Source organism: Rhizobium pantanalense (genome assembly GCF_030182525.1).
In the GTDB taxonomy this organism is placed as follows: domain Bacteria; phylum Pseudomonadota; class Alphaproteobacteria; order Rhizobiales; family Rhizobiaceae; genus Rhizobium.
Window position 1 is genome coordinate 356,012 of the sequence record NZ_JAQJCH010000006.1, and the last position, 24,838, is coordinate 380,849.

Genomic DNA, 24,838 nt, shown 5'->3' on the forward strand with positions numbered 1-24,838 from the left:
CCGGCCTATCAAAACTAATGATTTCCGTATCAATGGCGATCGTGTCAGCTTTTATGCCGGGTTTTATGGACGATAATCGATGTTTGACTATTCGCTTGCGCACTGGATGGGCTTTCTGACCGCGGCAATCCTTCTCAATCTGTCGCCGGGACCGGATATCGCCTTCATTCTCGGTCACACGATCAGAAGCGGCATGCGCTCCGGCTTTGCAGCGCTGTTCGGCATCTGGAGCGGCGCGTGCCTGCATGTGCTGATGGCGGCCGCCGGCCTCTCGGCGATTCTTGCCGCTTCCGCGCTGGCCTTTTCGACGGTCAAATGGATCGGCGCGGCCTATCTGATCTGGCTCGGCATTCAGGCGCTGCGCTCGAAGGGCGAGGGGGCATGGATCAAGGAGGCCGGTAGGGCCTTGTCCCTCAGCCGCATTTATCGGCAAGGCATCATGGTCTCGCTGCTCAACCCGAAGGTCGCGATCTTCTTCCTGGCTTTCCTACCGCAATTCGTCGTCGAAGGCGCCGGCCCGGTCTGGGCGCAGCTTCTGCTGCATGGAAGCCTGATCATCGTAGTCGCCGCCTTCATCGAACCGCCGTTGATCCTCCTCGGCGGCCGATTGAGTGACGCGCTTCGGCGCAATCGCAGCCTCGGCCTGTGGCTCGATCGCGGGCTCGGCACGCTCTTTGTCGCCCTTGGCGTTCGGCTGGCGATCAGCGCCCGCTAAGTATTTTGAGGAGTAGCTGGGCTATTCCTCGGTCTCTTCCGAGATATACCGACGCTCGTGCCGCAGCCCCATGCTGGTCAGCATCTCGTAACCGATAGTGCCTGCAGCCTTTGCGGCTTCATCCACCAGGATATTTTTGCCGAAGAGTTCAACGTAGTCGCCGGCGCGGGCCAGATTTTCCGGCAGATCGGTGACATCGAAGATGGTGAGGTCCATGGTGATGCGGCCGGCAACGGGCACTTTATGCCCGGCAATGAAGCCATGGCCGCCCGCAATGCCGGTCTGGCGCAATGGCACGCCGGCGCTCGACTGACTGCGCATGTAGCCGTCGGCGTAACCTGCCGAGACGATCGCCAGCCGGCTGTCGCGGGTCAATTGAAGCGCGCGGCCATATCCCACCGTTTCGCCCGCCTTGACCGATCGGGTCTGGATGATCCGCGCCTCCGCCGTTGCTACCGGGCGCATCGGATTGGCCATGCCGGGGACCGCCTCGCCGCCATAGGTGGCGATGCCGGGGCGGGTGAGGTCGAAATGATAGTCGGCCCCAAGAAAGATGCCGGCTGAATTGGCAAGGCTCGCCTCGATGTCTTCGAAGGCGGCGCTGACTTTGCGGAAGGCCTCGAGCTGCTGCCCGTTCATCGCATTGGAAGGATCGTCGCCGCAGGCGAGATGGCTCATGACGAGAACCGGCGCAAAGCTTGCCGGACGGGAAACGTCATCCGCAAGTGCGATCGCATCATCCATTGGCAGGCCGAGCCGGTTGAAGCCGGTGTCGACCTGCAGCGCGCAGGGATAGTCGCCATAATCCGATAGAACCGACATCCAGAAGGTCAACTGTTCTTCCGAAGCAACGACCGGTACGAGGTCGTTTTCGAAGAACCGCCGCTCCATGCCCGGCCAGATACCGCTCAAGACGAAGATGCGCGCTTCCGGAGCGTAGAGCCGCAATGTCGCGCCTTCATCGGCGGTGGCGACGAAGAAATCGCGCGCACCTGCAGCATAAAGCGTTTCGCCGACATCCTCGATCCCCAGCCCGTAGGCATCGGCCTTGACGACGGCTGAGGTGCGGGCCTTCCCCGAGCGGCGCGCGAGGTCGCGCCAGTTTTCGACGAGCGCGCCGAGATCCACCGTCAGTCGCAGGCCGGCGGAAGCGAAAGCATCATCGTCATTGAAATTATCTGTCATGGGGCGCCCTGAATAAGGAAGTGGCCGGAGGTGATTTGGCTTGGATCAGGATACTGGCCGTCGATGAAAAGAAAAAGTGCTGCGAGGCATGTATGCGGAATTAGGCAGAAACTGCCGCCACACCAAGAGGCTGCTTCGAGGCACGAATGAGCTGAAGGGCTGCCCTTCAGATACGCTGCGCGCATCATCCTGGAAGTAGGCTGTTGCGGCCTTTAGTTTCCGGGATGGTGGTTATTTCGGAATAGCGGCGACGGACAGTGCCCCGCGGGCGATCGCCGGATAGGACTCAGTCGTCACGCCTTCTCACCGCCCATGAGGCGGTATCGCGATCAGGGTGCTGGTTGTTGCTCGTCTTGATCGCCGCAGCCCATTCGGCACCGTTATTTTCAGTCACACCGGTATTTTCTAGGCCCATTATCGTATCGAACCATGCCACCATGTTCTCGGTGCAGGTATTGGCATGCGGCGGGAAGGCGTGCGGATTGTCCAGCGAACCTATCATCAGGTTGGTGCGGCCGTTTTCGAGGTGATGAAAGAACAATGGCGTGCCGCAATTGGCGCAGAAGCCGCGCTCGACAAGCTCAGAACTCTTCCAGACGCTCGGCTTGCCGCGTGTCCAAGTGAGCGCATCATCAGGCGCGGCGACGAGCGCAGCAAAGATGTTGCCGGAGGCTTTCTGGCACATGCGGCAATGGCAGAGATGCGAATTATCATGCATGGAAGTTGCTTGATAGCGCACGGCACCGCACTGGCAGCCGCCACTCACCTTCATCTCGATGCGTTTCAATTTTGCTTCTCCTCCAAAGAGCGGGTTTGGGCCTAAATGCCTTTTAGGTTTTCATCTTTGGATCGTCCAGCAGAACGACGGATCCCATCACGCCTTCTCAAGAAAGCGCGCACAGGCAGGTACCAGCCTTTTCCACATGCGATCACTTTTGTTCAAGACGCGCGGGAGCCGGCGCGCTAATCTTCGGGGATGCAGAACGTTTCGCAGAAAGAGGCGGCTGACGCCATGCCGCTTGCCAAGGTGGAATCGACCCGCTTCTGGCGAGACGGTCGCTTTCGTGACATGGAATGCCTGAGCGCAAGCTTCGTGACGCATGAATATGCGCCGCATGCGCACGACACCTTCAGCATCGGGACGATTGAAAGAGGCAGCCAGATCACCACGCTGCTCGGCAGTCGGGAAGAAGCCGGACCGGGCGATCTCTATATGATCAATCCCGGAGTAGTGCATGACGGCGCTCCGGGCGGCGAAGGCTATCGCTACCGCATGATCTACCCGGACGCGAAGCTCTTCGTCGATATTCTGGAAGACGTCACCGGCAAAGCCTTCAACGCGACGCCATCTTTCGCCCGTTCGTTGTTGCGCGATCCGCAGCTTGCGAGCGCTTTCCACAAGGCGCACCGTACACTCGAGAGCGGTGCTGGCGCTCTGGAATCCGATGAGGGCATGTTCTCGGTGCTGGCGGCGCTTTTTGCGCGCTACGGCAGCACGATCGTCCTTCCCGTCGATACCAAGGAGCGCAGCGCGGTCGCGCGTGCTCGCGATTATCTCACTGAGAATTTCGACAGCGATGTCGGATTGGAGGAGTTGGCCAAGGTCGCGGGGCTGAGCCGCGCGCACCTGATCCGCGCCTTCCGCAGGGAGTATCATATCACGCCCCATGCCTTTCTGACCGACCGGCGTGTTATCGTTGCCCGCCGATTGCTCAGGGAAGGCCGCATGCCGGCCGATGTCGCCATGGAATGCGGTTTCGCCGATCAGGCGCATTTTACGCGCCACTTCAAATCGCGCACCGGCGTCACCCCGGGTCAGTTCCGCGTCGGCTAGCGCATTTCAGGAAAAGTGCGCAGCGGTTTTCCGCCCGGAATGCGTAAAGAAACAAAACATAGCATTTCCGCTTTTCTGCGAATGTTGAAAACGCTTTGCCGATTCTGGGTGGAACTCCAGTCACTTTCGTTCAATACAGCGCCGGCTGCCGTCGGCTACCTCTCTGTCATTGTTGAAGTGGAGGTTGCCAATGTTGCAGCAAAGCCGGCCGGCCGGCGAATTCAAAGCCGGGATGCGTGCCATTTTTCCCTTGATCGTTGCCGTCCTGCCGATCGGCCTCGTGTTCGGCGCGGTTTCGGCGACCAAGGGGCTTTCGCCGCTGGAGACCACACTGATGAGCGCGCTCGTCTTCGCTGGCGGCTCGCAATTCGTGGCGATGGATATCTGGACACATCCCGCAAGCTGGATTGGCGCCGGCTTTGCGGCCCTGCTCGTCAACGTCAGACACTTGCTGATGAGCGCTTCGATCGGCACGAAGATGCAGTCTTTTTCCGGCATCAAACGCTATATCGCCATGCTGTTTCTCGCCGATGAGATTTGGGCCATGGCGGAATTCCGCGCGGGCACGATGCGGCTCACGCCCGCCTGGTATGCGGGCATCGTCACGCCCTTCTACTTGGCCTGGGTCGGCTCGTCGCTTGCGGGTGCTCTGCTTGGCGCCTTTCTCGGCGATCCCGCCGTCATCGGTCTCGACTTCGCCTTTCCGGCCGTCTTCATCGTGCTGGTCATGGGCTTCTGGAAAGGGCCGGAAACCGGCGCGGTGCTTGCTGCAAGCGGAATCGCAGCCGTTGCAGTCCACCAGTTCGTGCCCGGTGTCTGGCATATTGCAGCCGGTGCGCTGGCGGGGCTGGCAATGGCTTTCTGGAAAGGCAGGGTGCCGGAGCAGGCGGCATGACGCTCGATCTCAGCACTCTGCTTGCCATCCTTGCCATGGCTGCCGCAACGATCTTCACCCGTGTTGGTGGTCTTGTCTTGATTCGCTACGTTAGGATTGACGAGCGCCGGCGAACCGCAATCGAAGCCATTCCACCGGCCGTGCTGATGGCTGTCATTGCGCCGACGGCTTTTGCCACCGGCTGGGCGGAGACGCTGGCCTGCGCCGCCACCGCAATCGCCTCACGCCGCTTGCCCATGCTGGTAACCGTTGTTGTCGGCGTTGCGACGGTGGCTTTGCTACGGGCTGCGGGACTCTGAAGCCCTTTCCGGGAAAAATGCGAAGGGGTTCTCGTACCAGCGGAACATTGACGCGGCAAGCGTCAATGTTCCTCATACTGCGTGAAAGACGGGTCGGCGAGGTCGGCAAATCGGGTGAATTCCGACTGGAAGGCGAGCTTCACCGTGCCTGTCGGTCCGTGACGCTGCTTGGCGATGATGACATCGGCCGTGCCCTTCACGCGGTCGAACAGCGCTTCCCATTCCGCATATTTCGGATCGTTCGGATCGCGCGGCTCCTGGTTCTTCACATAATATTCCTCGCGGAACACGAAGAGCACCACGTCGGCGTCCTGCTCGATCGAGCCGGATTCACGCAGGTCCGAAAGCTGCGGCCGCTTGTCGTCACGGCTTTCGACCGCACGCGAGAGCTGGGAGAGTGCCACGATCGGAACGTTGAGCTCCTTGCCGAGCGCCTTCAGGCCGGTGGTGATTTCGGTGATTTCCTGAACGCGGTTTTCGCCCGATTTCTTCGAACCGGTCATGAGCTGTACGTAGTCGACGACCAGAACGTCGAGGCCGCGCTGGCGTTTCAGGCGACGCGCGCGGGCCGCAAGCTGGGCGATGGAGATACCACCCGTCTGGTCGATATAGAGCGGCACCTTCTGCATCATCATCGAGCAGGCCACCAGCTTTTCGAAATCCGCATCGTTGATGTCGCCGCGGCGGATCTTCGAGGAGGAGACTTCCGTCTGCTCGGAGATGATACGGGTGGCGAGCTGTTCTGACGACATTTCCAGCGAGTAGAAGCCGACGACGCCGCCGTTCTTCGCCTTCATTGAGCCATCAGGCTGCACTTCGCCCTCATAGGCGGCGGCGATATTATAGGCGATGTTGGTGGCAAGCGAGGTCTTGCCCATGCCAGGACGGCCGGCGAGGATGATCAAGTCGGAGCGCTGAAGGCCGCCCATCTTGCTGTCGAGCGAGTGGATGCCCGTGGAGATGCCGGAGAGGCCGCCGTCACGCTCCTTGGCAACGGCCGCCATGTCGATCGCCAGTGCGACAGCATCATTGAACGACTGAAAGCCGCCGTCGTAGCGGCCATTCTCCGCAAGCTCGAACAGCCGGCGCTCCGTATCCTCGATCTGCGTCTGCGGCGGCATGTCGAGCGGCGCGTCATAGGCGATGTTGACCATGTCTTCGCCGATGGTGATCAGCGCGCGGCGCAGCGCCAGATCGTAAATGGCGCGGCCGTAATCCTCCGCATTGATGATCGACACGGCTTCGACGGCGAGGCGCGCGAGATACTGCGCGACCGTCATGTCGCCGACCTTCTCGTCAGCCGGCACGAAGCTTTTGATGGTCACAGGGTTGGCGGTCTTGCCCATGCGGATGATATCGCCGGCGACCTCGAAGATCTTGCGGTGCAGCGGTTCGTAGAGATGGATCGGCTTCAGGAAGTCGGAGACGCGGTAATAAGCATCGTTGTTGACGAGGATGGCGCCGAGCAGAGCCTGTTCCGCCTCAATGTTATTGGGCGCTTCGCGATAATGCTGGTCGGCGGGAGCAATGGCGGCGAGCTTGCGCGCAGCTTCGTTCATTTTCCATCTCTTCATGCTTTAGGGTGTCGTCTGGTTTGCGATGTTCCGATGTCATGGTCAACCGTGCAAACGGATGGCCACACCGACCTATCAACGTTGTTCCACTCGTCCACAGGGACAAGTTTCCGCCACGTAAAAAATCCCTTGTGGCCACTTTGCAACGCAAAGATCGACACACGAATCACTTATGCAAACTATCCGTGGGGAACATTTTAGCCGGGTCTTTCTCTGCACGCATCAACTGTTGCGGCTATCCTGCTTGAAAAGCTGGGAAAATCCGGGTATTCCCCTTAAATTAGGGTAGGATGCTTATAGTATAAAGTTGCAATAATGCCAGGTGCGCCATCAAGACAAGAGCTCTTCGACGACCTCTCCGCGTTCAATCGCAAGCTGAGGGCGGCTTTCGACGCTCTCGTTCGAGAGCACGGCATGACCCTTTCCCGCGCGAGGGTTTTTCGCAAGCTCTCCCGCCGGGACGGAATAAACCAGAGGGAGCTTGCCGACGAACTGGAGCTGGAAACGCCGACGCTCGTGCGCATCCTTGACGCAATGGAAGCGCAGAATTTCATTGAGCGCCGTGCCGCGGTGTCCGATCGCCGCGCCAAGCAGATCTTCATGACGGAATCCGGAAAAGTCGTTGCCGCCGAGGTCGAGGCTCTTGCCACCGGTGTGCGTGCGGATATCTTGGAGGGGATTTCGGACGAGGATGTCGGCATGGCGCTGAAGGTTATCCGTGCCATGACTGCCAATCTTCAGAATATCGGTAAATCATGAGGTAGTGCATGAGCGGGGATCCGGGCCCGGTCGCCAATGCGGAAGCCAACGCCGTCCCACCCGCTCCACCGCCTATGCCGGGCTGGAAAGTGCCGCTCTATATTGCGGCATCTGTCATGTTCTTTCTGACGCAGGGCCTGGGTCTCAATCTCGCCTTCGCCAACCTTACGCAAATTCAGGGAACCATTGCGGCGACCACCACAGAATCGGCCTGGCTCTCTGCCGCTTATATGGCGCCGAATGTCAGCCTCGCCATCGCGCTGGTGAAGATCCGCCTTCAATATGGCGTGCGCAATTTCGCCGAGGTCAGCATTCTCGGCTTCGTGCTCGCTTCGCTGCTCAATCTCTTCGTCTCCGACCTGCATTCTGCGATCGTCGTCCGCTTCCTGAGCGGAATTGCCGGCGCGCCGCTATCGACGCTCGGCTTCCTTTATATGCTGGAGGCCTTCGAGCCGGCCAAGAAGATGACGATCGGCGTCAGTCTGGCAATGATGAACACGCTGCTTGCCGCCCCCATCACTCGCCTCGTGTCGCCCTCGCTACTCGACTATGGCGAATGGCGTGGCCTCTACACGCTTGAAATGGCATTGGCGCTGCTCGTCATGCCGATCATCTATCTGCTGCCGCTGACACCACCGCCGCGCGTCAAGGTCATCGTGCTGGGCGATATCTTCAGCTATCTTCTTGTCGCGATCGGTTTCGGCTGCCTTGCCGTCGCCTTGTCGGTCGGGCGCCTCTATTGGTGGCTGGAGGTACCATGGCTCGGGGTTGTGCTGGCGATTGCCGTCGCGTCCCTGACCGTTGCCATCGTCGTCGAACTGAGGCGGTCGACGCCTTTGATCGACGTTCGCTGGCTGCTTCGGCCGGAAATTCTGCATCTGACGGCGATCCTGCTGGTCTTCCGCATCATTGCCGCCGAGCAGACCTCCGTCATCATGACCTTCTATCAGAATGCCGTCGGCCTGCTCTATGATCAGCTTGCCTTGCTCTATTGGATCATCCTCGCCTTCTCTATCATCGGCGGCCTCATCTGCACCGCGTTCATGAGCTATGGCTACACGTGGCAGATCCAGTTCGTCGCGCTTATCCTGATGGGGGTGGGCTCGCTGATGGATTCGCAGGTGACGAACCTGACCCGTCCCGAGCAGATGTATCTCAGCCAGGCCCTGGTGGCGGCCGGCGCGGCGCTCTTCCTGCCGCCATCCATGTCGGCAGGCTTCAAGGAGGCTATATCCAAGGGGCCGCCCTATCTGGTAACCTTCTTCGTCGTCTTCACCTTCACGCAAAGCATCGGCGGCCTCGTCGGCTCGGCCTTCTACGGCACGCTGATCACCATTCGCGAGAAGTTCCATTCGGCCGTCCTGACCGAGCGCGTGCTGCTGACGGATCCGCATGTGGCCACACGCGTCAGTCAGCTTTCATCCTCCTATGGCAAGGTGATTGGGGATAGCGCGCTGCTGAAGGGGGAGGGGCTGGCGCTGCTCGGCGCACAGGTGAGCCGTGAGGCCAACATGCTTGCCTATGGAGATGCGTTTTTTGTCGCCGCCGTAATCGCCTTCCTTTCGCTTGCCGGCCTAACCATCCATGTTCTCTTCCAGTTCGTCAGGGCTCGCGTGGCCGACTATCGGGTAGAGGTCGCGACATCCAACCCATGAGGATATGAAATAGCTCCATGTCGAGGCTCGTTCGCTCCCCCATCGAAGTCATTGCGGTTCTTGCCGGCATCGGCGGCGTCATGTTGGTGCTCTATGCCTGGCATCTGCCGCCGTTCAAAACCGCGGTGGAGACCACGGACGACGCCTATGTCAAAGGCTATGTCACGACTATCAGCCCGCAGGTCAGCGGCTATATCACCGACGTGCCGATCAAGGACTACAAGCTCGTCAAGGAGGGCGATGTGCTCGCCCAGATCGATAACCGTATCTACAAACAGAAGGTGGCGCAGGCCCACGCGACGCTGGACGGGCAGAAGGCGGCACTTGCCAATTCGCAGCAGCAGGAGCAGGCCGCCAAGGCCGGCATCGTCTCGAGTCAGGCGCAGATCGACAGCGCCAATGCTGCCTTGAAGCGTGCCCAGCTCGCCTTCGATCGCGTCACGACGCTGGTTTCCAGAGGTGTCTCGACCACGAGCGATTCCGAACAGGCGCAGGCGACGCTGCAGCAGGCCCAGGCATCGGTCAATCAGGCAAAGGCCGCTCTCGATGTCTCCCAGCAGAACCTGACGACGATCATCGTCAACCGCGCTTCGCTGGAAGCCGGTGTCAGCGGCGCGGAAGCGGCCGTGCAGCTTGCCGATATCGATCTCGACAATACGACCATTAGGGCGCCGCAGGACGGCCGTGTCGGGGAGGTTAGCGTCCGCCTTGGCCAGTATGTGACATCAGGCACGCAGCTGATGAACCTCGTTCCGAAGGACGTCTGGGTCATCGCCAATTTCAAGGAAACGCAGCTTGATGGCATGAAGCTCGATCAGCCCGCCACGATCTCCGTGGATGCGCTCGGGCATCGCGAGATCAAGGGCCGCATCCAGCGCTTCTCCCCGGCGGCAGGTTCGGAATTTGCTGTTATCAAACCCGATAATGCCACGGGCAATTTCACCAAGGTCGCCCAGCGTATCGGGGTCAGGATCAAGATAGAAGATGGACAGCCTCTGGCGGATCAGCTGGCGCCCGGCATGTCCGTCGTCGTTTCGATCGATAAGGATTCGGCTCCGTTGCCAGAGCCGAGGACCGGTGACTGAAAATCGGGCTTTGTCCTGTGCAAGGCAGGATATTGCGTCGAGCTTTATACTATAACGCACTCCATCCTTACCCCTGCGGCGCGGAACCTCGAAGGGCGAGGATGGCTCGTCATTCCAACTAACAAAAAAAGCCTGGGCCGCAAGACCCAGGCTTCTTCATTCGCAATCCTGCGGAGGCTTGAAGATCAAGCTTCTTCGTCGCCGTCGCGGTCAGCTTCCGGATCGAAGAAGTCTTCCGGACGCAGGGCATCTTCGTCAACGCCGTAGATGGCGTCGGCGGAGGTGAGGGTTTCGCCCTTGGCCTGACGCTCGGCTTCTTCAGCGGAGCGTGCAACGTTGAGTTCGATCGTGATTTCGACTTCGGCGTGAAGGCCGATCGTGACGTTGTGCAGGCCGATGGCCTTGATCGGCGTATTCATGTGAACCTGGCTGCGGCCGACGTTGAAGCCTTCGGCGGCGAGGATTTCGACGACATCACGGGCAGCGACCGAACCGTAGAGCTGGCCGGTTTCGCCAGCCGAGCGAACGACGATGAAGGACTTGCCGGCGAGAACGTCGGCAACCTTCTGGGCTTCGCTCTTGCGCTCGAGGTTGCGGGCTTCGAGCGTTGCGCGTTCGGCTTCGAAACGAGCCTTGTTGGCGGCGTTGGCGCGCAGCGCCTTGCCGAGCGGCAGCAGGTAGTTACGGGCAAAGCCGTCGCGAACCTTGACGGTTTCGCCCATCTGGCCGAGCTTGGAGATGCGTTCGAGGAGAATGACTTCCATTTTCGTTGTTCCTTTCGATGTCAGATTTTCGTGTCTTGTTTGGATGTGTCGACATTCTTGTTCGGGGTCAGCGATATCGCCTTGCGAGTATCGTAGAGGCCGAGAACGAGAACGATAAAGAGCGGCAGCGTCACGAAGAAGCATACCAGGTAGCAGAGTATCAGAACCGGCAGACGCCAGTCCTTGCCCCGCGTCCGGTAGTGCAGCGAAGCAAAGCCGGAAACGATGAAGCCAGCGCCGAAGGCGCCAAGCACGGCGGCGGCGATGAGGCCGAGGACGCCACCGAAGAAGATCGCGACGATCGCCACGAGAAAGACGAAGATCGCATTACGGTTCATACGCAGCGCCGAGGGAATATCCTCGCGCGGGCGTAAATTGTGGCTCGAAGCCGCGACGATGCGGGTCGCCACATAATAGGCAGCCAGAAGCATCATGACCCAGATCATGCCCCAGGCGATCGGGATCATGTAGAGCATCAGCGACTTCATCTTCGCGATCGCAGCCGGATTGAGCTGAAGATCGGGAGATTGCTGGCTCACCGCGGCGATGTAGGCGTCCACGACCTGGCCCACCAGATCGGCGCCATAGCCCATGACCGCGCCGGCGACGACGATGACGACGGCTGCGAGACCGCACAGGTGCAACATGATGTCGGAGAGCGGATACCAGGCCATCAGATTGTCCGGGCCTCCGAGTTCGGAGGCGGGACGGGCCAGATTGGCGAGATGGCTGAGCCATGCGGGGATCAGCGTCAGGAGAACGACGAATAGCCCGAAATAGACCGACTGCGCAACGGTTCCGACGATGCCGGCGACCACGACGGCAACGATGACGGCCATATTGCCCCAGCCGAGGCCGACGATCAGGATCGGGAGAGCTGAAAGTGCACCGAACAGGATGAACAACAATGGCTGCACCGTCGCGCCATACACGAGTAGGGCGGCGGTCAGACCGGCGAGCGCGCCGATGCCAAGCTCTTTTGCGTTCAACTTTTTCACGTCGCTGTCCTGCTTCGTATCGAGCAGTTAGAGGATGCCTTCGCCACGCAGGCCTGAAAGCTTATCCCCAACATGGGGTTTCAAGGTTCCGATCCGCGCCCATCGCGAAAGGGGGAAGGGAAGGCATCGCTGCCTTCCCTCTAATTCGTTCGGCGTCAGCTTATATTAGGCGACGACGTAGGGCAGCAGGCCGAGGAAACGGGCGCGCTTGATCGCCTGGGCGAGTTCGCGCTGCTTCTTCTGGGAAACGGCCGTGATGCGGGAAGGAACGATCTTGCCGCGCTCGGAAATGTAGCGCTGCAGGAGACGAACGTCCTTGTAGTCGATGCGCGGCGCATTGGCGCCCGAGAACGGGCAGGTCTTGCGGCGGCGATGGAACGGACGGCGGACCGGTGCGGAAGAAACTTCAGACATCTCTCAAATCTCCTTATACGCGGTCTTCGCGCGGGCGGCGCGGACGGTCTTCGCGGTCACCACGATCCGGGCGCGGACCACGATCGCCGAAGCTGCGCTCCGGGCGGTCGCCATCGCGGCGCGGACGGTCGTCACGGTCGCGCTTCTGCATCATGGCCGACGGGCCGTCTTCGTGCTGCTCGACAGCGATCGTCATGTAACGCAGGACGTCTTCGCTGATGCGCATCTGGCGTTCCATTTCCTGGATCGCAGCGGCCGGAGCATCGATGTCCATCAGGGCGTAGTGAGCCTTGCGGTTCTTCTTGATGCGGTAGGTGAGGGACTTGAGGCCCCAGTTCTCGATACGCCCGACTTTACCGCCGTGAGCTTCGATGACACCCTTGTACTGTTCTACGAGGGCGTCGACCTGCTGAGCGGAAATATCCTGCCGGGCAAGGAATACATGTTCGTAAAGAGCCATGGATAGCTTTGCCTTTCTTGCGTTGGTCTGAACCCGATATTCGGCGGCTAAGCCTCAACGACTGCTCCTGAGAGGGTAAACCCAAGCAAGAAAAGCGTTTCCGAGACGGTCGAGAGCGGAGACACGGGAGGCTGGAACGCTTCCGTTCCGAACGATTCCCTTATCGGAAACCGGCCCTCCGTTCAGCCACCAGCCAGAAGACCGGGTTGCGAACAGGGCGGCTTATACGGATTTTTCTCCGAAAGGCAAGGGTACGAGCGAAATTATGCCGTTTTGCCCGAGAGCGGCCTTGATGCTCGGGCCAAATCGCGAACTCCCGTCCGCCGCAGCGTTGCACCCGCCGCACTCTCCCATATGATGGGATGCGAATTGCAGCAACAGGGATGGTTCATGCGCATCTTTCTCGTTCGGCACGGCGAATCCCTCGGCAATATCGATGACCGGGCCTATCGGCAGTTTGGCGATCATAACGTCCCCTTGACCGAATGGGGCTACCGGCAGGTGCTGGAGGCAGGGGAGGCGATATCCGCCTATCTGAAAGGGCTGCCATCAGCCGAATTACGCAAGCTGAGCGTCTGGTACTCGCCTTTCCTGAGGACGCGGCAGAGCAAGGATGCCCTGCTGGAGGTTCTGTCGGCCGATCTGATCAGGGATGTGAGAGAGGATTATCTGCTCCGCGAACAGGATTTCGGCCTCTTCACCGAAATCTACGATCACGCCGAACAGAAGCGGAAATTCCCTGATGAGTTCGAGAAATGGGCCAGGCTGCGCAACAATAACGGCAAATTCTACGCGCGTCCGCCTGACGGCGAAAGCCGCGCCGATGTCGCCCAGCGCGTCCGCCTGTTCCTGCAGACCGTCATGCACGACGCCGAAAACGGCAGAAACAATGTCATCATCGTCGGCCACGGCGTCACCAACAGGGCTTTCGAGATGAACTTCCTGCACCACCCGGTCGATTGGTTCGAGCGCTCCGACAATCCGGGAAATGCCGATGTCACCTTGATCGAAGGGCGCAGTTCGGACGGCTATCGCTCGATCCTGCTTCACAAGTCCACGGACCGGGTAAAGGGGCAGGACGAGTTGCGCGGGGCCCATGGCTCCGAATTGGCGATTGCGCCGAGGACGGAGTAATAGAGTATCTGTCGTGCAGGTTCGGCCCGGTACACCTTATGATGTTGAGGCGCCCTGAAATAGGGCGCTTTTCCAGCCTCACATCGGCATCGGATACTTGCGATGTACCTGCTCGATCTCGGCAAGTGCCTCTTCCGGCAGCGTTACATAAGCGGCGGCCACATCGGTCTCGAGCTGCGCCATCGTCGTCGCGCCGATGATAACCGAGGTCATGAAGGGCTTGGTGAGGCAGTAGGCGAGCGCCAGCTTCGAAGGATCGATGCCGTATTTGGCGGCGATTTCGAGATAGGCTTTTACCGGCGGCTCCTGCAGCGGCTGCAGGCGGCCGCCGATATCGAGATTGATCGAGCCGCGCGAACCGGCCGGACGGGCACCACCGACATATTTGCCGGTGAGGATGCCGCCGGCGAGCGGCGAATAGGCGAGCAGGCCTACATCTTCGTGATGCGACAGTTCAGCCAGATCGAGGTCGAAATGGCGGTAGAGGAGGTTGTATTCGTTCTGCGTGGTGGCGACGCGCGGCAGGCCCTTCTGCTCTGCAATCGTGAGATATTTTTGGATGCCCCAGGTCGTCTCGTTCGAGAGGCCGACGGCGCGGATCTTGCCGGCCTTCACCAGCTCGCCCATTGTCTCCAGGATCTCGGTGATCTCGGCGATGACTTTCTCGCGATCCTGGTTGAAGGGATTATAACGCCAGTTCTGGCGGAAATGGAAATGACCGCGGTTCGGCCAGTGAACCTGATAGAGGTCGATATAGTCGGTCTTTAGCCGCTTCAGGCTGGCGTCGACCGCTGCGTTGATATTCGCGGCATCCGGACCCTGGCCGCCGCGCAGATATTCGCGGCCCGGGCCGGCGACCTTGGTGGCGAGCACGACATCCTTACGCTTGCCGGTTTTCTCGAACCAGGTGCCGATATATTCCTCGGTGCGGCCTTGTGTTTCCGGTCCGACGGGCGTCGTCGGATACATTTCGGCGGTATCGAAGAAATTAATACCCTTCTGGACCGCATAATCCATCTGTTCATGGGCTTCGGCTTCGCTGTTCTGCGTGCCCCAGGTCATCGTGCCCAGGCAAATCTGCGAAACGGAAATATCGGTGCGGCCTAAATTCTTATATTTCATGGGAAAACCTTGGGAGATGGGAGAAAGCCAAAATGAATGAGGTCGCGAGAATTTAGGCCCGATCTGAGCGAGCGCAAGAAAAAAATCATTGCGCTTCGCGGGTGCAAAAGCCTGTGGCTGCGGGGCTTGCACTATTGACTCCGCCGCAAACAATGTCATTGGGAAGCGAAACGACCCCCAAAAGGACGCTTTATAATGACTGTTGCTTTCACATTTCCCGGCCAGGGCAGCCAAGCTGTCGGCATGGGCAAGGACCTTGCCGACAATTTCGCCGAGGCGCGCGCCGTCTTTGAGGAAGTCGATGAAGCGCTCGGTGAAAAGCTTTCCGACGTCATCTTCAACGGCCCGGAAGACAAGCTGACGCTGACGGCCAATGCGCAGCCGGCGCTGATGTCCGTCTCGCTCGCCGTCATCCGCGTGCTGCAGGCTCGCGGCCTCGATCTGAAGAGCAAGGTCTCTTATGTTGCCGGTCACTCGCTCGGCGAATACTCCGCGCTCTGTGCCGCCGGCACCTTCTCGCTTGCCGATACGGCGCGCCTGCTGCGCATCCGCGGCAATGCCATGCAGGCGGCAGTGCCCGTCGGCGTTGGCGCCATGGCCGCAATCATTGGCCTTGAACATGCTGATGTCGTTGCTGTGTGCGAAGAAGCCTCCGCGCTCGGCGCCTGCCAGATCGCCAATGACAATGGCGGTGGCCAGATCGTTATCTCCGGCGAGAAAGCCCCGGTCGAAAAGGCTGCTGAGCTTGCGACCGGTAAGGGCGCCAAACGCGCCATCCTGCTGCCGGTCTCCGCGCCGTTCCATTCTGCTTTGATGGCACCTGCCGCAGACGCGATGCGCGAAGCGCTTGCCGGCGTCGCCAAGGCCAACCCGGTCGTGCCTGTCATCGCTAATGTGAAGGCGGCTCCGGTTACCGATGCTGATGAGATTGCGCGGTTGCTGGTCGAGCAGGTTACCGGCCAGGTACGCTGGCGTGAGACGGTGGAATGGTTTGCCGCCTACAATGTGACAACATTGTATGAAATTGGCGCCGGCAAGGTGCTGACGGGTCTTGCCCGCCGCATTGACAAGTCGGTCAACGGCATCGCCGTCAACAATGCTGCAGATATAGACACGGCGCTTGCCGCATTGCTCGGCTGATATATTCAAGGAACGAGGGACGCACATGCTTGATTTGACCGGCCGCAAGGCCTTGGTAACCGGCGCATCCGGCGGCATCGGTGAAGAAATTGCCCGGCTCCTGCACAAGCAGGGCGCCATCGTCGGCCTGCACGGCACGCGCGTCGAAAAGCTGGAGGCGCTGGCCTCCGAGCTCGGCGATGGCGTCAAGATCTTCCCGGCCAACCTGTCGGACCGCGATGAAGTCAAGGCGCTCGGCGCCAAGGCGGAAGAGGAGCTCGGCGGCGTCGATATCCTCGTCAACAATGCCGGCATCACCAAGGACGGCCTCTTCGTACGCATGAGCGACGAGGACTGGGACGCCGTGCTGGAAGTCAATCTGACCGCCGTCTTCCGCCTGACGCGGGAGTTGACCCATCCGATGATGCGCCGCCGCTACGGCCGCATCATCAACATCACTTCCGTCGTCGGCGTGACGGGTAATCCGGGTCAGGCGAACTATTGCGCCTCCAAGGCCGGCATGATCGGCTTCACCAAGTCGCTGGCGCAGGAAATCGCCACCCGCAACGTCACGGTCAACTGCGTTGCGCCGGGCTTCATCGAAAGCGCGATGACGGGCAAGCTGAACGACAAGCAGAAGGAAGCCATCATGGGGGCGATCCCCATGAAGCGTATGGGCACGGGTCAGGAAGTCGCTTCCGCCGTCGCTTATCTCGCTTCCTCGGAGGCGAGCTATGTCACGGGGCAGACGATCCATGTCAACGGCGGCATGGCGATGATCTAAAGGAATTGCTGTTGGGGGGAACTTTCCCGCCAATAGCATGTTGAGCAACCCGGAGCCGGCTATTTTCTGGCTTTGCGACGGACTTAAACCGTGTTAAGCGGGCCATGACTGTGAACAGTCGTCCGGAAAATTCAGGCGGACTGGGCCACATTCAAGGCGCTGGACCGGATCTCAATGCCGGGTTGAACGGGTTTGCCAGCGGCGTCGGAACAGATGCTGCAGGTTTGAATTAGGGTAGGGATGTCACAAGGCATTCTCATCAGGATATAAGGTCGAGGAAACCGACATGAGCGATATCGCAGAACGCGTAAAGAAAATTGTTGTTGATCATCTTGGCGTTGACGCCGACAAGGTTGTTGAAAGCGCAAGCTTTATCGACGATCTGGGTGCGGACTCGCTCGACACCGTCGAACTGGTCATGGCCTTCGAAGAAGAATTCGGCGTTGAAATTCCGGACGACGCTGCTGACTCGATCCTGACGGTCGGCGACGCGGTAAAGTTCATTGAGAAGGCTCAGGCCTAATCTTTCGCGCTTTTTGACGGGGCGGGCTGAAGAGTCCGCCCTATTTCGTCCGGCGACGCCGGGCGAAGCAAGTTTATACGCATATCATCATAAAAAGACGGGGGTCTGCGGGCGATGAGACGTGTCGTTATCACGGGTACCGGCATGGTATCACCTTTGGGCTGTGGCACTGAGGTGTCCTGGACGCGTTTGCTCGCTGGGCACAATGGTGCACGCCTCGTGACTGAATTCGAGGTCGAAGACCTCGCGGCAAAGATTGCCTGCCGCATTCCTGTCGGCGACGGCACCGACGGCACGTTCAATGCTGACGATTGGATGGAGCCGAAGGAACAGCGCAAGGTCGATCCCTTCATCATCTATGGCATGGCGGCCGCCGACATGGCGCTGGCCGATGCCCGCTGGCACCCGGAAACGGATGAAGACCAGATTGCCACGGGCGTCATGATCGGCTCGGGCATTGGCGGCCTCGAAGGCATCGTCGAAGCCGGCTATACGCTGCGCGACAAGGGGCCGCGCCGCATCTCGCCCTTCTTCATCCCCGGTCGTCTCATCAATCTCGTCTCCGGTCAGGTTTCCATCCGTCACAAGCTGCGCGGCCCGAACCACGCGGTCGTCACAGCATGCTCGACCGGCGCGCACGCGATCGGCGACGCTGCTCGTTTGATCATGCTCGGCGATGCCGATGTTATGGTGGCAGGCGGTGCCGAAGCTCCGGTCTGCCGCATTTCGCTTGCGGGCTTTGCTGCCTGCAAGGCGCTGTCGACGGACTTCAACGATACGCCGCAAAAGGCCTCGCGCCCCTACGACCGCGACCGTGACGGCTTCGTCATGGGCGAGGGCGCCGGCATCGTTGTTCTTGAAGAACTGGAGCACGCCAAGGCGCGGGGCGCCAAGATCTATGCAGAAGTCGTCGGCTACGGCCTCTCGGGCGACGCGCATCATATCACCGCTCCGTCCGAAGACGGCGAAGGCGCTTTCCGCTGCATGACATCAGCGCTGAAGCGCGCCGGCCTGACGCCGGCCGATATCGACTACATCAATGCCCATGGCACATCGACCATGGCCGATACGATCGAACTCGGCGCTGTCGAGCGGCTGGTCGGCAATGCCGCGTCGAGGATTTCCATGTCGTCCACCAAGTCGGCAACGGGTCATCTTCTTGGCGCTGCCGGTGCCATCGAAGCGATCTTTGCGACGCTCGCCATTCGTGACAACGTCGCCCCGCCCACGCTCAATCTGGATAATCCGGAGCGCGAGACCGCCATCGATCTCGTTCCGCACAAGGCCCGCAAGCGCGAAATCAACGTTGCGCTGTCGAACTCCTTCGGCTTCGGCGGCACGAATGCGTCGCTTGTCCTGCGCCGTTATGAGGCTTAATAACAACGCGTAACTGTTGGGGTGAGGGTGCCTTGCGGCAATCTCGCCCGCATCCTTGATTGTTGCTGCGCCTTCGTCTTTCTCGGGAATGTGGTGCGGGAACGCCTGATCGGTCGAAGTCGGAGCCTGGAGCTCCGCCTTATCTTCTGAACCTGCTTTTTGCCGCATTGCTTGGCCAAAGAGCAGGCAATGACAAAAAGGAAGGGATTGCCGGTGAGCGATACGAACCAGAGCAACGGAACTCCGAACGGGCAGAAAGGACCGATTATCCCGAAATCGGCGAATGAAGCCCTGCGTCCGGAGCGTGTTCCGGATCCGCCGAAGCGTTCGCGCAAAGCCCGCAGCCAGATGGTCATCTTCCTGAACTTTCTGATGACGCTTGCGGTTTTCGTCGCCGTTGCCGCCATCGGCGGCGCCTATTACGCGTTTTCGATCTATCAGGGTCCCGGTCCTCTGACGACCAACACCAATTTCATCGTGCGCAATGGTGCTGGCCTCAGCGAGATTGCCAACCGCCTGGAATCCAATAACATCATCACCGATCAGCGCATCTTCCGCTGGTTGACGGCCACCTATCTGCATGATGGTGAAACGCTTCGCGCCGGCGAATACGAAATCAAGGCCGGCGCTTCCATGAAGGACATCATGGAGCTGCTGAAGTCCGGCAAGTCGATCCTCTATTCGGTTACTTTGCCGGAAGGGCTTACGGTGCGGCAGATGTTCAACAAGCTGCAGGCGGATGTCGTGCTGGAGGGCGATCTGCCGTCAGCCCTGCCGCCGGAAGGCAGCCTGAGGCCGGACACCTATAAGTTCACGCGCGGCACGAAGCGCACCGAAATCGTTCAGCAGATGGTGGCGGCACAGACCAAACTGGTCGATCAGATCTGGGAGAAGCGCGATTCAAGCGTCCAGCTGGCGAGCAAGCAGGATTTCATCACGCTGGCTTCCATGGTGGAGAAGGAAACCGGCGTGGCGGACGAACGCGCCCATGTCGCTTCCGTCTTCCTGAACCGGTTGGGCAAGGGTATGCGCCTGCAGTCCGACCCGACGGTCATCTATGGCCTCTTCGGTGGTGAAGGAAAGCCGTCCGATCGCCCGATCTACCAGTCCGACCTGAAGAAGGACACGCCTTATAATACCTACCTCATCAAGGGCTTGCCGCCGACGCCGATCGCAAATCCGGGCAAGGATGCTCTGGAGGCGGTCGCCAACCCTTGGAAGACGCAGGACCTCTATTTCGTGGCGGATGGCACCGGCGGACATGTCTTCGCCGCGACGCTGGACGAGCACAATGCCAATGTCAGGCGCTGGCGCAAGCTGGTTGCCGAGAAGGGCGAAGATCCCAGCGCCATTGCCGTTGATGGTCAACCCGACGATGCTGCCATAGCCCCCGGTTCGGGCGCGCAGCAGAAGAAGAAGACCAACTAATCCTCACCGCATCGTGGTCTGCACAGAGAGCCCGGCGCGGATTCACTTTACATTGGCCCGTAATCCGAAGATTTTCGATGGATTGGGGATAGGCACTATCGGAGGCTTGCATGGCGTTGCAGTCCATGACCGGCTTTGCCCGGCGTGAGGGAACGAGTGGTCGTGGCCGCTGGGCATGGGAACTGCGCTCGGTAAACGGCAAGGGGTTGGATATCCGCCTGCGCTTGCCGCCGGGCCTGGAGCGCCTCGAAACCGATGTCCGCAAGTCGATCGCGGATCGGCTCTCGCGCGGCAATCTTCAGGTCAGCCTGTCGCTCTCGGTGGAAGAAAGCCGTGTCGAGGTCGTCGTGAACCAGGATGCGCTGACGGCGGTCCTGGCGCTACGCGATCAGCTGGCCGGCATCGTCGATCCCGCTCCGCTGCGCCTGGAAAGTCTGATGGCTGTGCGCGGCTTGGTGGAATTCAAGGAAGCCGAGGAAGACGAGGACGTTGTCGCCGCGCGCGACGCAGATATCATGGCCGGCCTCGAGGCGGCACTCGCCGATCTCCGCGACATGCGCCGGCAGGAGGGCGATGCACTCGGCAAGGTTCTGCTCGGTCATGTCGCGACGATCGAGGCGCTGACATCAACGGTCGAGCGTGACCCTTCTCGTTCCCCGCAGGAAATTGCCGCGAGACTGGCGACGCAGGTTTCGATGCTTCTGGATGGCTCGTCGGGCCTTGATCGTGACCGGCTCCACGCCGAAGCTGCCCTTCTTGCCACCAAGGCCGATCTGCGCGAGGAGATCGATCGCCTGAAGGCGCACGTGGCGGCGGCGCGCGATCTGATATCCAAGGGCGGCCCTGTCGGCCGCAAGCTCGATTTTCTTGCACAGGAATTTAACCGGGAATCGAATACCATCTGTTCGAAATCGAATGCAGCGGCCGTGACAGCCGCCGGCATCGAGCTGAAAGTGGTAATCGACCAGTTCCGCGAACAGGTCCAGAATTTGGAGTAGGCCATGAAGCCGGCGACATCCACATCCATTCCGATCGCCCGCCGGGGGCTGATGCTTGCCATCTCCTCGCCCTCGGGAGCCGGCAAGTCGACGATCGCGCGCACACTGCTCGACAAGGACAAGCAGGTGAGCCTCTCGGTCAGCGTCACGACGCGGCAGCGCAGGCCGAGCGAGATCGAAGGCGTGCACTATCATTTTGTCTCGCAGCGCGAATTCGAGCGTCTGCGCGATTCCGACTCCTTGCTCGAATGGGCCGAGGTGCACGGCAATTTCTACGGCACGCCACGCGAGCCTGTGGAGACGGCGATGTCGGAAGGCCGTGACATGCTCTTCGACATCGACTGGCAGGGCGCCCAGCAGTTGCAGGAGAAGATGCCGGCTGATGTCGTCTCAATCTTCGTGCTTCCGCCGACCATGACGGAGCTGCAATCGCGGCTGCATCGCCGCGCAGAGGATTCCGAAGAGGTCATCGCCATGCGTCTCGCCAATTCCCGGGCCGAGATCGCTCACTGGCGCGAATATGATTATGTCATCGTCAATGACGACCTGAACATTGCTTTCGATGCCGTTCAGTCGATCGTCAAGGCCGAACGCCTGCGCCGTGACCGTCGGCACGGCATGTTCGATTTCGTTCGGGACCTGCTCGAAGAGACGCCGAAGCTCTAAGCTTACAGGCAATTCGCCAGCCGGCAGAATTCTTCCACCGAAAGCGTTTCGGCGCGGCGCTGCGGGTCGATATCGGCTTTTAGCAGTAGGGCTTCGCCGCCAAGCGGCTTCAAGCTCTGTCGCAGCATCTTGCGGCGCTGACCGAAGGCGGCCTGGGTCACCTTCTCCAGCTTGTCGACGGCGCAAGGGATAGGGTTTTCCCTCGGCGTCAGATGCACCACGGTCGAGGTCACCTTCGGTGGCGGCGTAAAGGCCTGTGGCGGTACGTCGAAAACCATGCGGGCCTCTGTTCGCCAGCCGCAGAGCACGCCGAGCCGGCCATAATGATCGTCATCCTCCTGCGCCACGATCCGCTGGCCGACTTCCTTCTGGAACATCAGGGTCAGAGATTGCCAGAAGGGCGGCCATTGCGCCGGCAGAAGCCAGTTCACCAACAACTGCGTCCCAACATTATAGGGCAGATTGGCGATGATCTTGACCGGCCCTTGCGGGACAAGGGCGGCGAAATCCGTCTTCAACGCATCGCCTTCGATCACTTCCAGCCGGCCGGGATAGTGATCGGCGATTTCCGCCAGAGCCGGCAGGCAGCGCGCATCGCGTTCGACGGCGATGACCTTGGCCGCTCCGAGCGCCAGGATGGCGCGCGTGAGGCCACCCGGTCCAGGGCCAACTTCGAAGACGGTGACGCCTTCGAGCGATCCGGCTGCGCGCGCGACCTTCTGGGTCAGATTGAGATCGAGAAGGAAGTTCTGGCCAAGCGCCTTGCGCGCATCGAGGCCGTGGCGTTGAATTACATCGCGAAGGGGCGGCAAGCCATCGAGAGCGGCCATCAGGGATTGTTTCCGGTCTTGCTGCTGATTTCGCTGGCCAGCTTCAACGCAGCGACAAGGCTGTCTTCCTTGGCAATACCCTTACCGGCGATGCCAAAAGCCGTGCCGTGATCCGGAGACGTGCGGACAAAAGGTAAGCCGAGCGTGACATTGACGGAATCGTCGAAGCCGAGCGCCTTGGCCGGGATCAATGCCTGATCGTGATACATGCAGATGGCGACATCGTAACGCCGGCGGGCGTCGTCATGAAACATGGTGTCGGCGGGCAGGGGGCCGAATGCGTCGATGCCCTCGGAGCGGAGCCTGTCGATCGCAGGCCATACGATTTCGTCGTCTTCCTTGCCGAGCGCGCCATTCTCTCCCGCATGCGGATTGAGACCGGCAACGGCAAGGCGCGGCTTGGAGATGCCGAAACGGACGCGGAGGTCGCGATCGGCAATCCGGCATGTCTCGGCGATCAGATCGGAGGTCAACGTTTCAGGCACCTCCTTCAGCGGGATATGGATGGTGACTGGGATCGCGCGAAGCTTCGGACCGGCAAGCAGCATGACCGGCATGACCGGCTTTCCAGTGGCGCGGGTTGCAAGATCCGCCAGGAATTCCGTATGGCCAGGAAAGCCGAAACCGGCATCATAGAGCACCGATTTGGCGATAGGATTGGTGACGACTGCGGATGTCCGGCCAATCATGCTGAGGGAAACGGCCGTTTCGATGGCGGCAATCGTGCCTTTTGCGGTCGCCACATGCGGCTCGCCGGCGATGACATCCATGCCAGCCTCGATCGGCAGGATCGGCAGCGCATCGGGAAAGATATTACAGGCATTCGCCGGATCGGCGGTCGCAAGCGGTACGGTCAGGCCGAGCTGAGAAGCTCGCGCCGCAAGCACGGCGGCATCGCCAAGAAACAGGAAGGGTGGCAGATCAAGCTCGCCGCGGCGAAGCCAGGCGGCGAGGGTGATGTCGGGACCTATGCCAGCCGGATCCCCCTGTGTGAGCGCGAGGGGGAGGGAAGAGCGCCGTGGCATCGTCAATCAGCGATAAACGATCTGCGCCTTGGAGCGCAGCTCATCCATATACTTCTTGTCATTGGCGCTCACACCCGTTGCCTTGTCCTTACCGATATCCTCGGCACGGAACACGGCAGCGGCGGCGACGTCATCATTCACCTGACGTTGCGAGCAAATGGCAACATATTCGACGCCGCGATCGGTTACGATCGGCGTGGTCGTGTTGCCGGAAGCCTTCTCCAGGAGCGGCTTCCACATTTCCGGAACTTCTGGTGCAAGGACGCGGCCAAGGTCCTGGACGGAGACGTCACGCATGGTCGCGGCGAAGACCTTTGCCTGGTCGCAGCCCGGGAACTTCGACCGCGATGCTTCCGCTTCCGCCTTGCGCTGGTTCAAAATGGCGTTCCGCTTTGCAGCCGGAACGACGAAGACGATCTGCTTCAGGAAATATTCCGTCGTGACCGGCTTCGTCTTGTTTTCCGTCATGCGCGTCACGAGATCGTCGTTCGACATGCGGCTTCTTGCGCCGAAACGTGCATTGACGACCCGCGGCCAGCTCATGGAAACGGCGATATAGGATTTGAAGTGATCAACGCCGACACCGGCCTTTTCGAGAATCTGGCTAAGCTGTGCCGGTGTCATCTTGTTGCTGGAGGCGAAACGGCCGAAGGCGGCATCGACGTCCGTCGTCGAAACGGACATGCGCAGGCGGGAGATCTCCGCGCGCTTCAGCGTTTCGTCGACGAGCTGCTCCTTGGCAAGCTTGTTCAGATCGCCTTTCTGGCGCTGCAATTTGAGAAAGGCGACGCGCCTGGCTATGTCGCCGGATGTGATTACCTGGCTATTGACGAGGACTTTCACTTCGCTTGCTGCGAAAGCAACATCGCCGCTCGGCACGGCGAAGCTCGCCATAACCAAGGCCGCGGCTCCGAACAACAGAGCGCGCATCGGTGTCTTTCCAGAAAACATCAATTACCCCTTCCCAAAGGTATTTCCTGCCAGCATAGCGCTGTTTTGGTGCGTCTGTCGCGCAATACGGCAACTTCGCGCCACATGTCTACATCAAGCGCGATGAATTGCAAAATCCTTGCGGCGAAACAATGACACAACAGCGCCGCGCGTCACATGTGACGAGCAAAGGTCGCTGCAGCATTTTAAAACTGCCGCGTAATTCCTTAAATCGATCCAGATTTAAGGAATTACGCGGTAGGCA

General features: G+C 60.2%; 26 protein-coding genes. 15 read left to right on the forward strand and 11 right to left on the reverse strand.

Annotated features, from left to right (window positions below; translation table 11 throughout):
* Positions 1-79 precede the first annotated feature (79 nt).
* Positions 80-715, forward strand: a complete 636-nt coding sequence (locus PH558_RS17680) for a LysE family translocator (protein WP_095436229.1) — start codon at positions 80-82, stop codon at positions 713-715.
* A 21-nt stretch (positions 716-736) separates the two neighbouring features.
* On the opposite strand, the gene alr is transcribed toward PH558_RS17680, so the two are convergent.
* Both alr and PH558_RS17690 read right to left on the reverse strand, forming a co-directional pair.
* Complete coding sequence (alr, locus tag PH558_RS17685; protein WP_285205774.1) at positions 737-1,900, reverse strand: alanine racemase; 1,164 nt, start codon at positions 1,898-1,900, stop codon at positions 737-739.
* A gap of 286 nt (positions 1,901-2,186) precedes the next feature.
* Positions 2,187-2,687, reverse strand: a complete 501-nt coding sequence (locus PH558_RS17690) for a GFA family protein (RefSeq protein WP_285205775.1) — start codon at positions 2,685-2,687, stop codon at positions 2,187-2,189.
* Positions 2,688-2,912: 225 nt separating this feature from the next.
* On the opposite strand from PH558_RS17690, the gene PH558_RS17695 reads away from it, so the two are divergent.
* The 3 genes from PH558_RS17695 (at position 2,913) to PH558_RS17705 (ending at position 4,928) form a co-directional block, all read left to right on the forward strand.
* Positions 2,913-3,734, forward strand: coding sequence for an AraC family transcriptional regulator (locus PH558_RS17695; protein ID WP_095436230.1), 822 nt, complete (start codon positions 2,913-2,915; stop codon positions 3,732-3,734).
* Between the two features lie 190 nt (positions 3,735-3,924).
* Positions 3,925-4,629, forward strand: coding sequence for an AzlC family ABC transporter permease (locus tag PH558_RS17700; RefSeq protein WP_285205776.1), 705 nt, complete (start codon positions 3,925-3,927; stop codon positions 4,627-4,629).
* Positions 4,626-4,928 carry an AzlD family protein gene (locus tag PH558_RS17705; protein WP_285205777.1) on the forward strand — a complete coding sequence of 101 codons (303 nt, stop codon included), beginning with the start codon at positions 4,626-4,628 and terminating at the stop codon, positions 4,926-4,928. The genes PH558_RS17700 and PH558_RS17705 overlap by 4 nt, the downstream gene beginning before the upstream one ends.
* 62 nt (positions 4,929-4,990) lie before the next feature.
* Here the strand turns inward: PH558_RS17705 and PH558_RS17710 are convergent, their stop codons facing one another.
* A complete protein-coding gene (locus PH558_RS17710) occupies positions 4,991-6,487 on the reverse strand; it encodes a replicative DNA helicase (protein WP_069616180.1) in 1,497 nt (498 codons plus the stop codon).
* A 330-nt stretch (positions 6,488-6,817) separates the two neighbouring features.
* On the opposite strand from PH558_RS17710, the gene PH558_RS17715 reads away from it, so the two are divergent.
* Genes PH558_RS17715 through PH558_RS17725 form a run of 3 tightly spaced genes read left to right on the forward strand, consistent with a single transcriptional unit; the run spans position 6,818 to position 10,001 of the window.
* Positions 6,818-7,261: a MarR family winged helix-turn-helix transcriptional regulator gene (locus PH558_RS17715; protein WP_092710521.1), complete on the forward strand. Its 444-nt coding sequence runs from the start codon at positions 6,818-6,820 to the stop codon at positions 7,259-7,261.
* An 8-nt stretch (positions 7,262-7,269) separates the two neighbouring features.
* Positions 7,270-8,916 carry an MFS transporter gene (locus tag PH558_RS17720; RefSeq protein WP_285205778.1) on the forward strand — a complete coding sequence of 549 codons (1,647 nt, stop codon included), beginning with the start codon at positions 7,270-7,272 and terminating at the stop codon, positions 8,914-8,916.
* A 17-nt stretch (positions 8,917-8,933) separates the two neighbouring features.
* Positions 8,934-10,001 (forward strand): HlyD family secretion protein, encoded by a 1,068-nt coding sequence (locus PH558_RS17725; RefSeq protein WP_095434396.1) that lies wholly within the window; start codon positions 8,934-8,936, stop codon positions 9,999-10,001.
* 185 nt (positions 10,002-10,186) lie between these two features.
* Here the strand turns inward: PH558_RS17725 and rplI are convergent, their stop codons facing one another.
* The 4 genes from rplI to rpsF form a co-directional block, all read right to left on the reverse strand.
* Entirely contained in the window at positions 10,187-10,765 is a 579-nt protein-coding gene (gene rplI / locus PH558_RS17730; protein WP_069616184.1) for a 50S ribosomal protein L9, read from the reverse strand.
* A 20-nt stretch (positions 10,766-10,785) separates the two neighbouring features.
* The gene (locus PH558_RS17735) at positions 10,786-11,763 is read right to left on the reverse strand and encodes a DUF2232 domain-containing protein (RefSeq protein ID WP_095434397.1); all 978 of its coding nucleotides are present in this window, start codon (positions 11,761-11,763) and stop codon (positions 10,786-10,788) included.
* A 165-nt stretch (positions 11,764-11,928) separates the two neighbouring features.
* Positions 11,929-12,177, reverse strand: coding sequence for a 30S ribosomal protein S18 (gene rpsR / locus PH558_RS17740; RefSeq protein WP_004122103.1), 249 nt, complete (start codon positions 12,175-12,177; stop codon positions 11,929-11,931).
* Positions 12,178-12,190: 13 nt separating this feature from the next.
* Positions 12,191-12,637, reverse strand: coding sequence for a 30S ribosomal protein S6 (rpsF, locus tag PH558_RS17745; protein ID WP_069616186.1), 447 nt, complete (start codon positions 12,635-12,637; stop codon positions 12,191-12,193).
* A 390-nt stretch (positions 12,638-13,027) separates the two neighbouring features.
* On the opposite strand from rpsF, the gene PH558_RS17750 reads away from it, so the two are divergent.
* Positions 13,028-13,771 carry a histidine phosphatase family protein gene (locus PH558_RS17750; protein WP_285205779.1) on the forward strand — a complete coding sequence of 248 codons (744 nt, stop codon included), beginning with the start codon at positions 13,028-13,030 and terminating at the stop codon, positions 13,769-13,771.
* Between the two features lie 78 nt (positions 13,772-13,849).
* Here the strand turns inward: PH558_RS17750 and PH558_RS17755 are convergent, their stop codons facing one another.
* On the reverse strand, positions 13,850-14,893 hold the full coding sequence (locus PH558_RS17755) for an aldo/keto reductase (protein ID WP_285205780.1): 1,044 nt from the start codon (positions 14,891-14,893) through the stop codon (positions 13,850-13,852).
* A gap of 195 nt (positions 14,894-15,088) precedes the next feature.
* Here PH558_RS17755 and fabD point away from each other — a divergent pair, with 195 nt between their 5' ends.
* From fabD to gmk, 7 genes are all read left to right on the forward strand, one after another.
* Positions 15,089-16,033 (forward strand): ACP S-malonyltransferase, encoded by a 945-nt coding sequence (fabD, locus tag PH558_RS17760; RefSeq protein ID WP_095434400.1) that lies wholly within the window; start codon positions 15,089-15,091, stop codon positions 16,031-16,033.
* 25 nt (positions 16,034-16,058) lie between these two features.
* Positions 16,059-16,796, forward strand: a complete 738-nt coding sequence (fabG, locus tag PH558_RS17765) for a 3-oxoacyl-[acyl-carrier-protein] reductase (RefSeq protein ID WP_095434401.1) — start codon at positions 16,059-16,061, stop codon at positions 16,794-16,796.
* A 286-nt stretch (positions 16,797-17,082) separates the two neighbouring features.
* The gene (locus PH558_RS17770; protein ID WP_004122114.1) at positions 17,083-17,319 is read left to right on the forward strand and encodes an acyl carrier protein; all 237 of its coding nucleotides are present in this window, start codon (positions 17,083-17,085) and stop codon (positions 17,317-17,319) included.
* A gap of 114 nt (positions 17,320-17,433) precedes the next feature.
* Positions 17,434-18,696 (forward strand): beta-ketoacyl-ACP synthase II, encoded by a 1,263-nt coding sequence (gene fabF / locus PH558_RS17775; RefSeq protein ID WP_285205783.1) that lies wholly within the window; start codon positions 17,434-17,436, stop codon positions 18,694-18,696.
* A 213-nt stretch (positions 18,697-18,909) separates the two neighbouring features.
* Complete coding sequence (mltG, locus tag PH558_RS17780; RefSeq protein ID WP_095434403.1) at positions 18,910-20,124, forward strand: endolytic transglycosylase MltG; 1,215 nt, start codon at positions 18,910-18,912, stop codon at positions 20,122-20,124.
* A gap of 110 nt (positions 20,125-20,234) precedes the next feature.
* Positions 20,235-21,122 (forward strand): YicC/YloC family endoribonuclease, encoded by an 888-nt coding sequence (locus PH558_RS17785; protein WP_285205784.1) that lies wholly within the window; start codon positions 20,235-20,237, stop codon positions 21,120-21,122.
* A 3-nt stretch (positions 21,123-21,125) separates the two neighbouring features.
* Entirely contained in the window at positions 21,126-21,788 is a 663-nt protein-coding gene (gmk, locus tag PH558_RS17790) for a guanylate kinase (RefSeq protein ID WP_069616193.1), read from the forward strand.
* A 2-nt stretch (positions 21,789-21,790) separates the two neighbouring features.
* On the opposite strand, the gene rsmA is transcribed toward gmk, so the two are convergent.
* Genes rsmA through PH558_RS17805 form a run of 3 tightly spaced genes read right to left on the reverse strand, consistent with a single transcriptional unit; the run spans position 21,791 to position 24,594 of the window.
* Positions 21,791-22,618: a 16S rRNA (adenine(1518)-N(6)/adenine(1519)-N(6))-dimethyltransferase RsmA gene (gene rsmA, locus PH558_RS17795; RefSeq protein ID WP_285205786.1), complete on the reverse strand. Its 828-nt coding sequence runs from the start codon at positions 22,616-22,618 to the stop codon at positions 21,791-21,793.
* Positions 22,618-23,643 carry a 4-hydroxythreonine-4-phosphate dehydrogenase PdxA gene (gene pdxA / locus PH558_RS17800; protein ID WP_285205788.1) on the reverse strand — a complete coding sequence of 342 codons (1,026 nt, stop codon included), beginning with the start codon at positions 23,641-23,643 and terminating at the stop codon, positions 22,618-22,620. Before pdxA ends, rsmA begins: the two co-directional genes overlap by 1 nt.
* A gap of 6 nt (positions 23,644-23,649) precedes the next feature.
* Positions 23,650-24,594 carry a SurA N-terminal domain-containing protein gene (locus PH558_RS17805; protein WP_095434407.1) on the reverse strand — a complete coding sequence of 315 codons (945 nt, stop codon included), beginning with the start codon at positions 24,592-24,594 and terminating at the stop codon, positions 23,650-23,652.
* Positions 24,595-24,838: the final 244 nt, after the last annotated feature.

Bases quoted from the DNA above. Each gene is read 5' to 3' on its own strand.
- rpsR (WP_004122103.1), bottom strand. From the start codon at position 12,177: ATGTCTGAAGTTTCTTCCGCACCGGTCCGCCGTCCGTTCCATCGCCGC.
- rplI (WP_069616184.1), bottom strand. From the start codon at position 10,765: ATGGAAGTCATTCTCCTCGAACGCATCTCCAAGCTCGGCCAGATGGGC.
- PH558_RS17680 (WP_095436229.1), top strand. From the start codon at position 80: ATGTTTGACTATTCGCTTGCGCACTGGATGGGCTTTCTGACCGCGGCA.
- gmk (WP_069616193.1), top strand. From the start codon at position 21,126: ATGAAGCCGGCGACATCCACATCCATTCCGATCGCCCGCCGGGGGCTG.
- PH558_RS17725 (WP_095434396.1), top strand. From the start codon at position 8,934: ATGTCGAGGCTCGTTCGCTCCCCCATCGAAGTCATTGCGGTTCTTGCC.
- alr (WP_285205774.1), bottom strand. From the start codon at position 1,900: ATGACAGATAATTTCAATGACGATGATGCTTTCGCTTCCGCCGGCCTG.
- PH558_RS17720 (WP_285205778.1), top strand. From the start codon at position 7,270: ATGAGCGGGGATCCGGGCCCGGTCGCCAATGCGGAAGCCAACGCCGTC.
- PH558_RS17695 (WP_095436230.1), top strand. From the start codon at position 2,913: ATGCCGCTTGCCAAGGTGGAATCGACCCGCTTCTGGCGAGACGGTCGC.
- PH558_RS17700 (WP_285205776.1), top strand. From the start codon at position 3,925: ATGTTGCAGCAAAGCCGGCCGGCCGGCGAATTCAAAGCCGGGATGCGT.
- rpsF (WP_069616186.1), bottom strand. From the start codon at position 12,637: ATGGCTCTTTACGAACATGTATTCCTTGCCCGGCAGGATATTTCCGCT.
- fabF (WP_285205783.1), top strand. From the start codon at position 17,434: ATGAGACGTGTCGTTATCACGGGTACCGGCATGGTATCACCTTTGGGC.
- PH558_RS17805 (WP_095434407.1), bottom strand. From the start codon at position 24,594: ATGTTTTCTGGAAAGACACCGATGCGCGCTCTGTTGTTCGGAGCCGCG.
- PH558_RS17770 (WP_004122114.1), top strand. From the start codon at position 17,083: ATGAGCGATATCGCAGAACGCGTAAAGAAAATTGTTGTTGATCATCTT.
- fabG (WP_095434401.1), top strand. From the start codon at position 16,059: ATGCTTGATTTGACCGGCCGCAAGGCCTTGGTAACCGGCGCATCCGGC.
- PH558_RS17710 (WP_069616180.1), bottom strand. From the start codon at position 6,487: ATGAACGAAGCTGCGCGCAAGCTCGCCGCCATTGCTCCCGCCGACCAG.
- PH558_RS17755 (WP_285205780.1), bottom strand. From the start codon at position 14,893: ATGAAATATAAGAATTTAGGCCGCACCGATATTTCCGTTTCGCAGATT.
- PH558_RS17750 (WP_285205779.1), top strand. From the start codon at position 13,028: ATGCGCATCTTTCTCGTTCGGCACGGCGAATCCCTCGGCAATATCGAT.
- rsmA (WP_285205786.1), bottom strand. From the start codon at position 22,618: ATGGCCGCTCTCGATGGCTTGCCGCCCCTTCGCGATGTAATTCAACGC.
- PH558_RS17705 (WP_285205777.1), top strand. From the start codon at position 4,626: ATGACGCTCGATCTCAGCACTCTGCTTGCCATCCTTGCCATGGCTGCC.
- pdxA (WP_285205788.1), bottom strand. From the start codon at position 23,643: ATGCCACGGCGCTCTTCCCTCCCCCTCGCGCTCACACAGGGGGATCCG.
- PH558_RS17785 (WP_285205784.1), top strand. From the start codon at position 20,235: ATGGCGTTGCAGTCCATGACCGGCTTTGCCCGGCGTGAGGGAACGAGT.
- PH558_RS17715 (WP_092710521.1), top strand. From the start codon at position 6,818: ATGCCAGGTGCGCCATCAAGACAAGAGCTCTTCGACGACCTCTCCGCG.
- fabD (WP_095434400.1), top strand. From the start codon at position 15,089: ATGACTGTTGCTTTCACATTTCCCGGCCAGGGCAGCCAAGCTGTCGGC.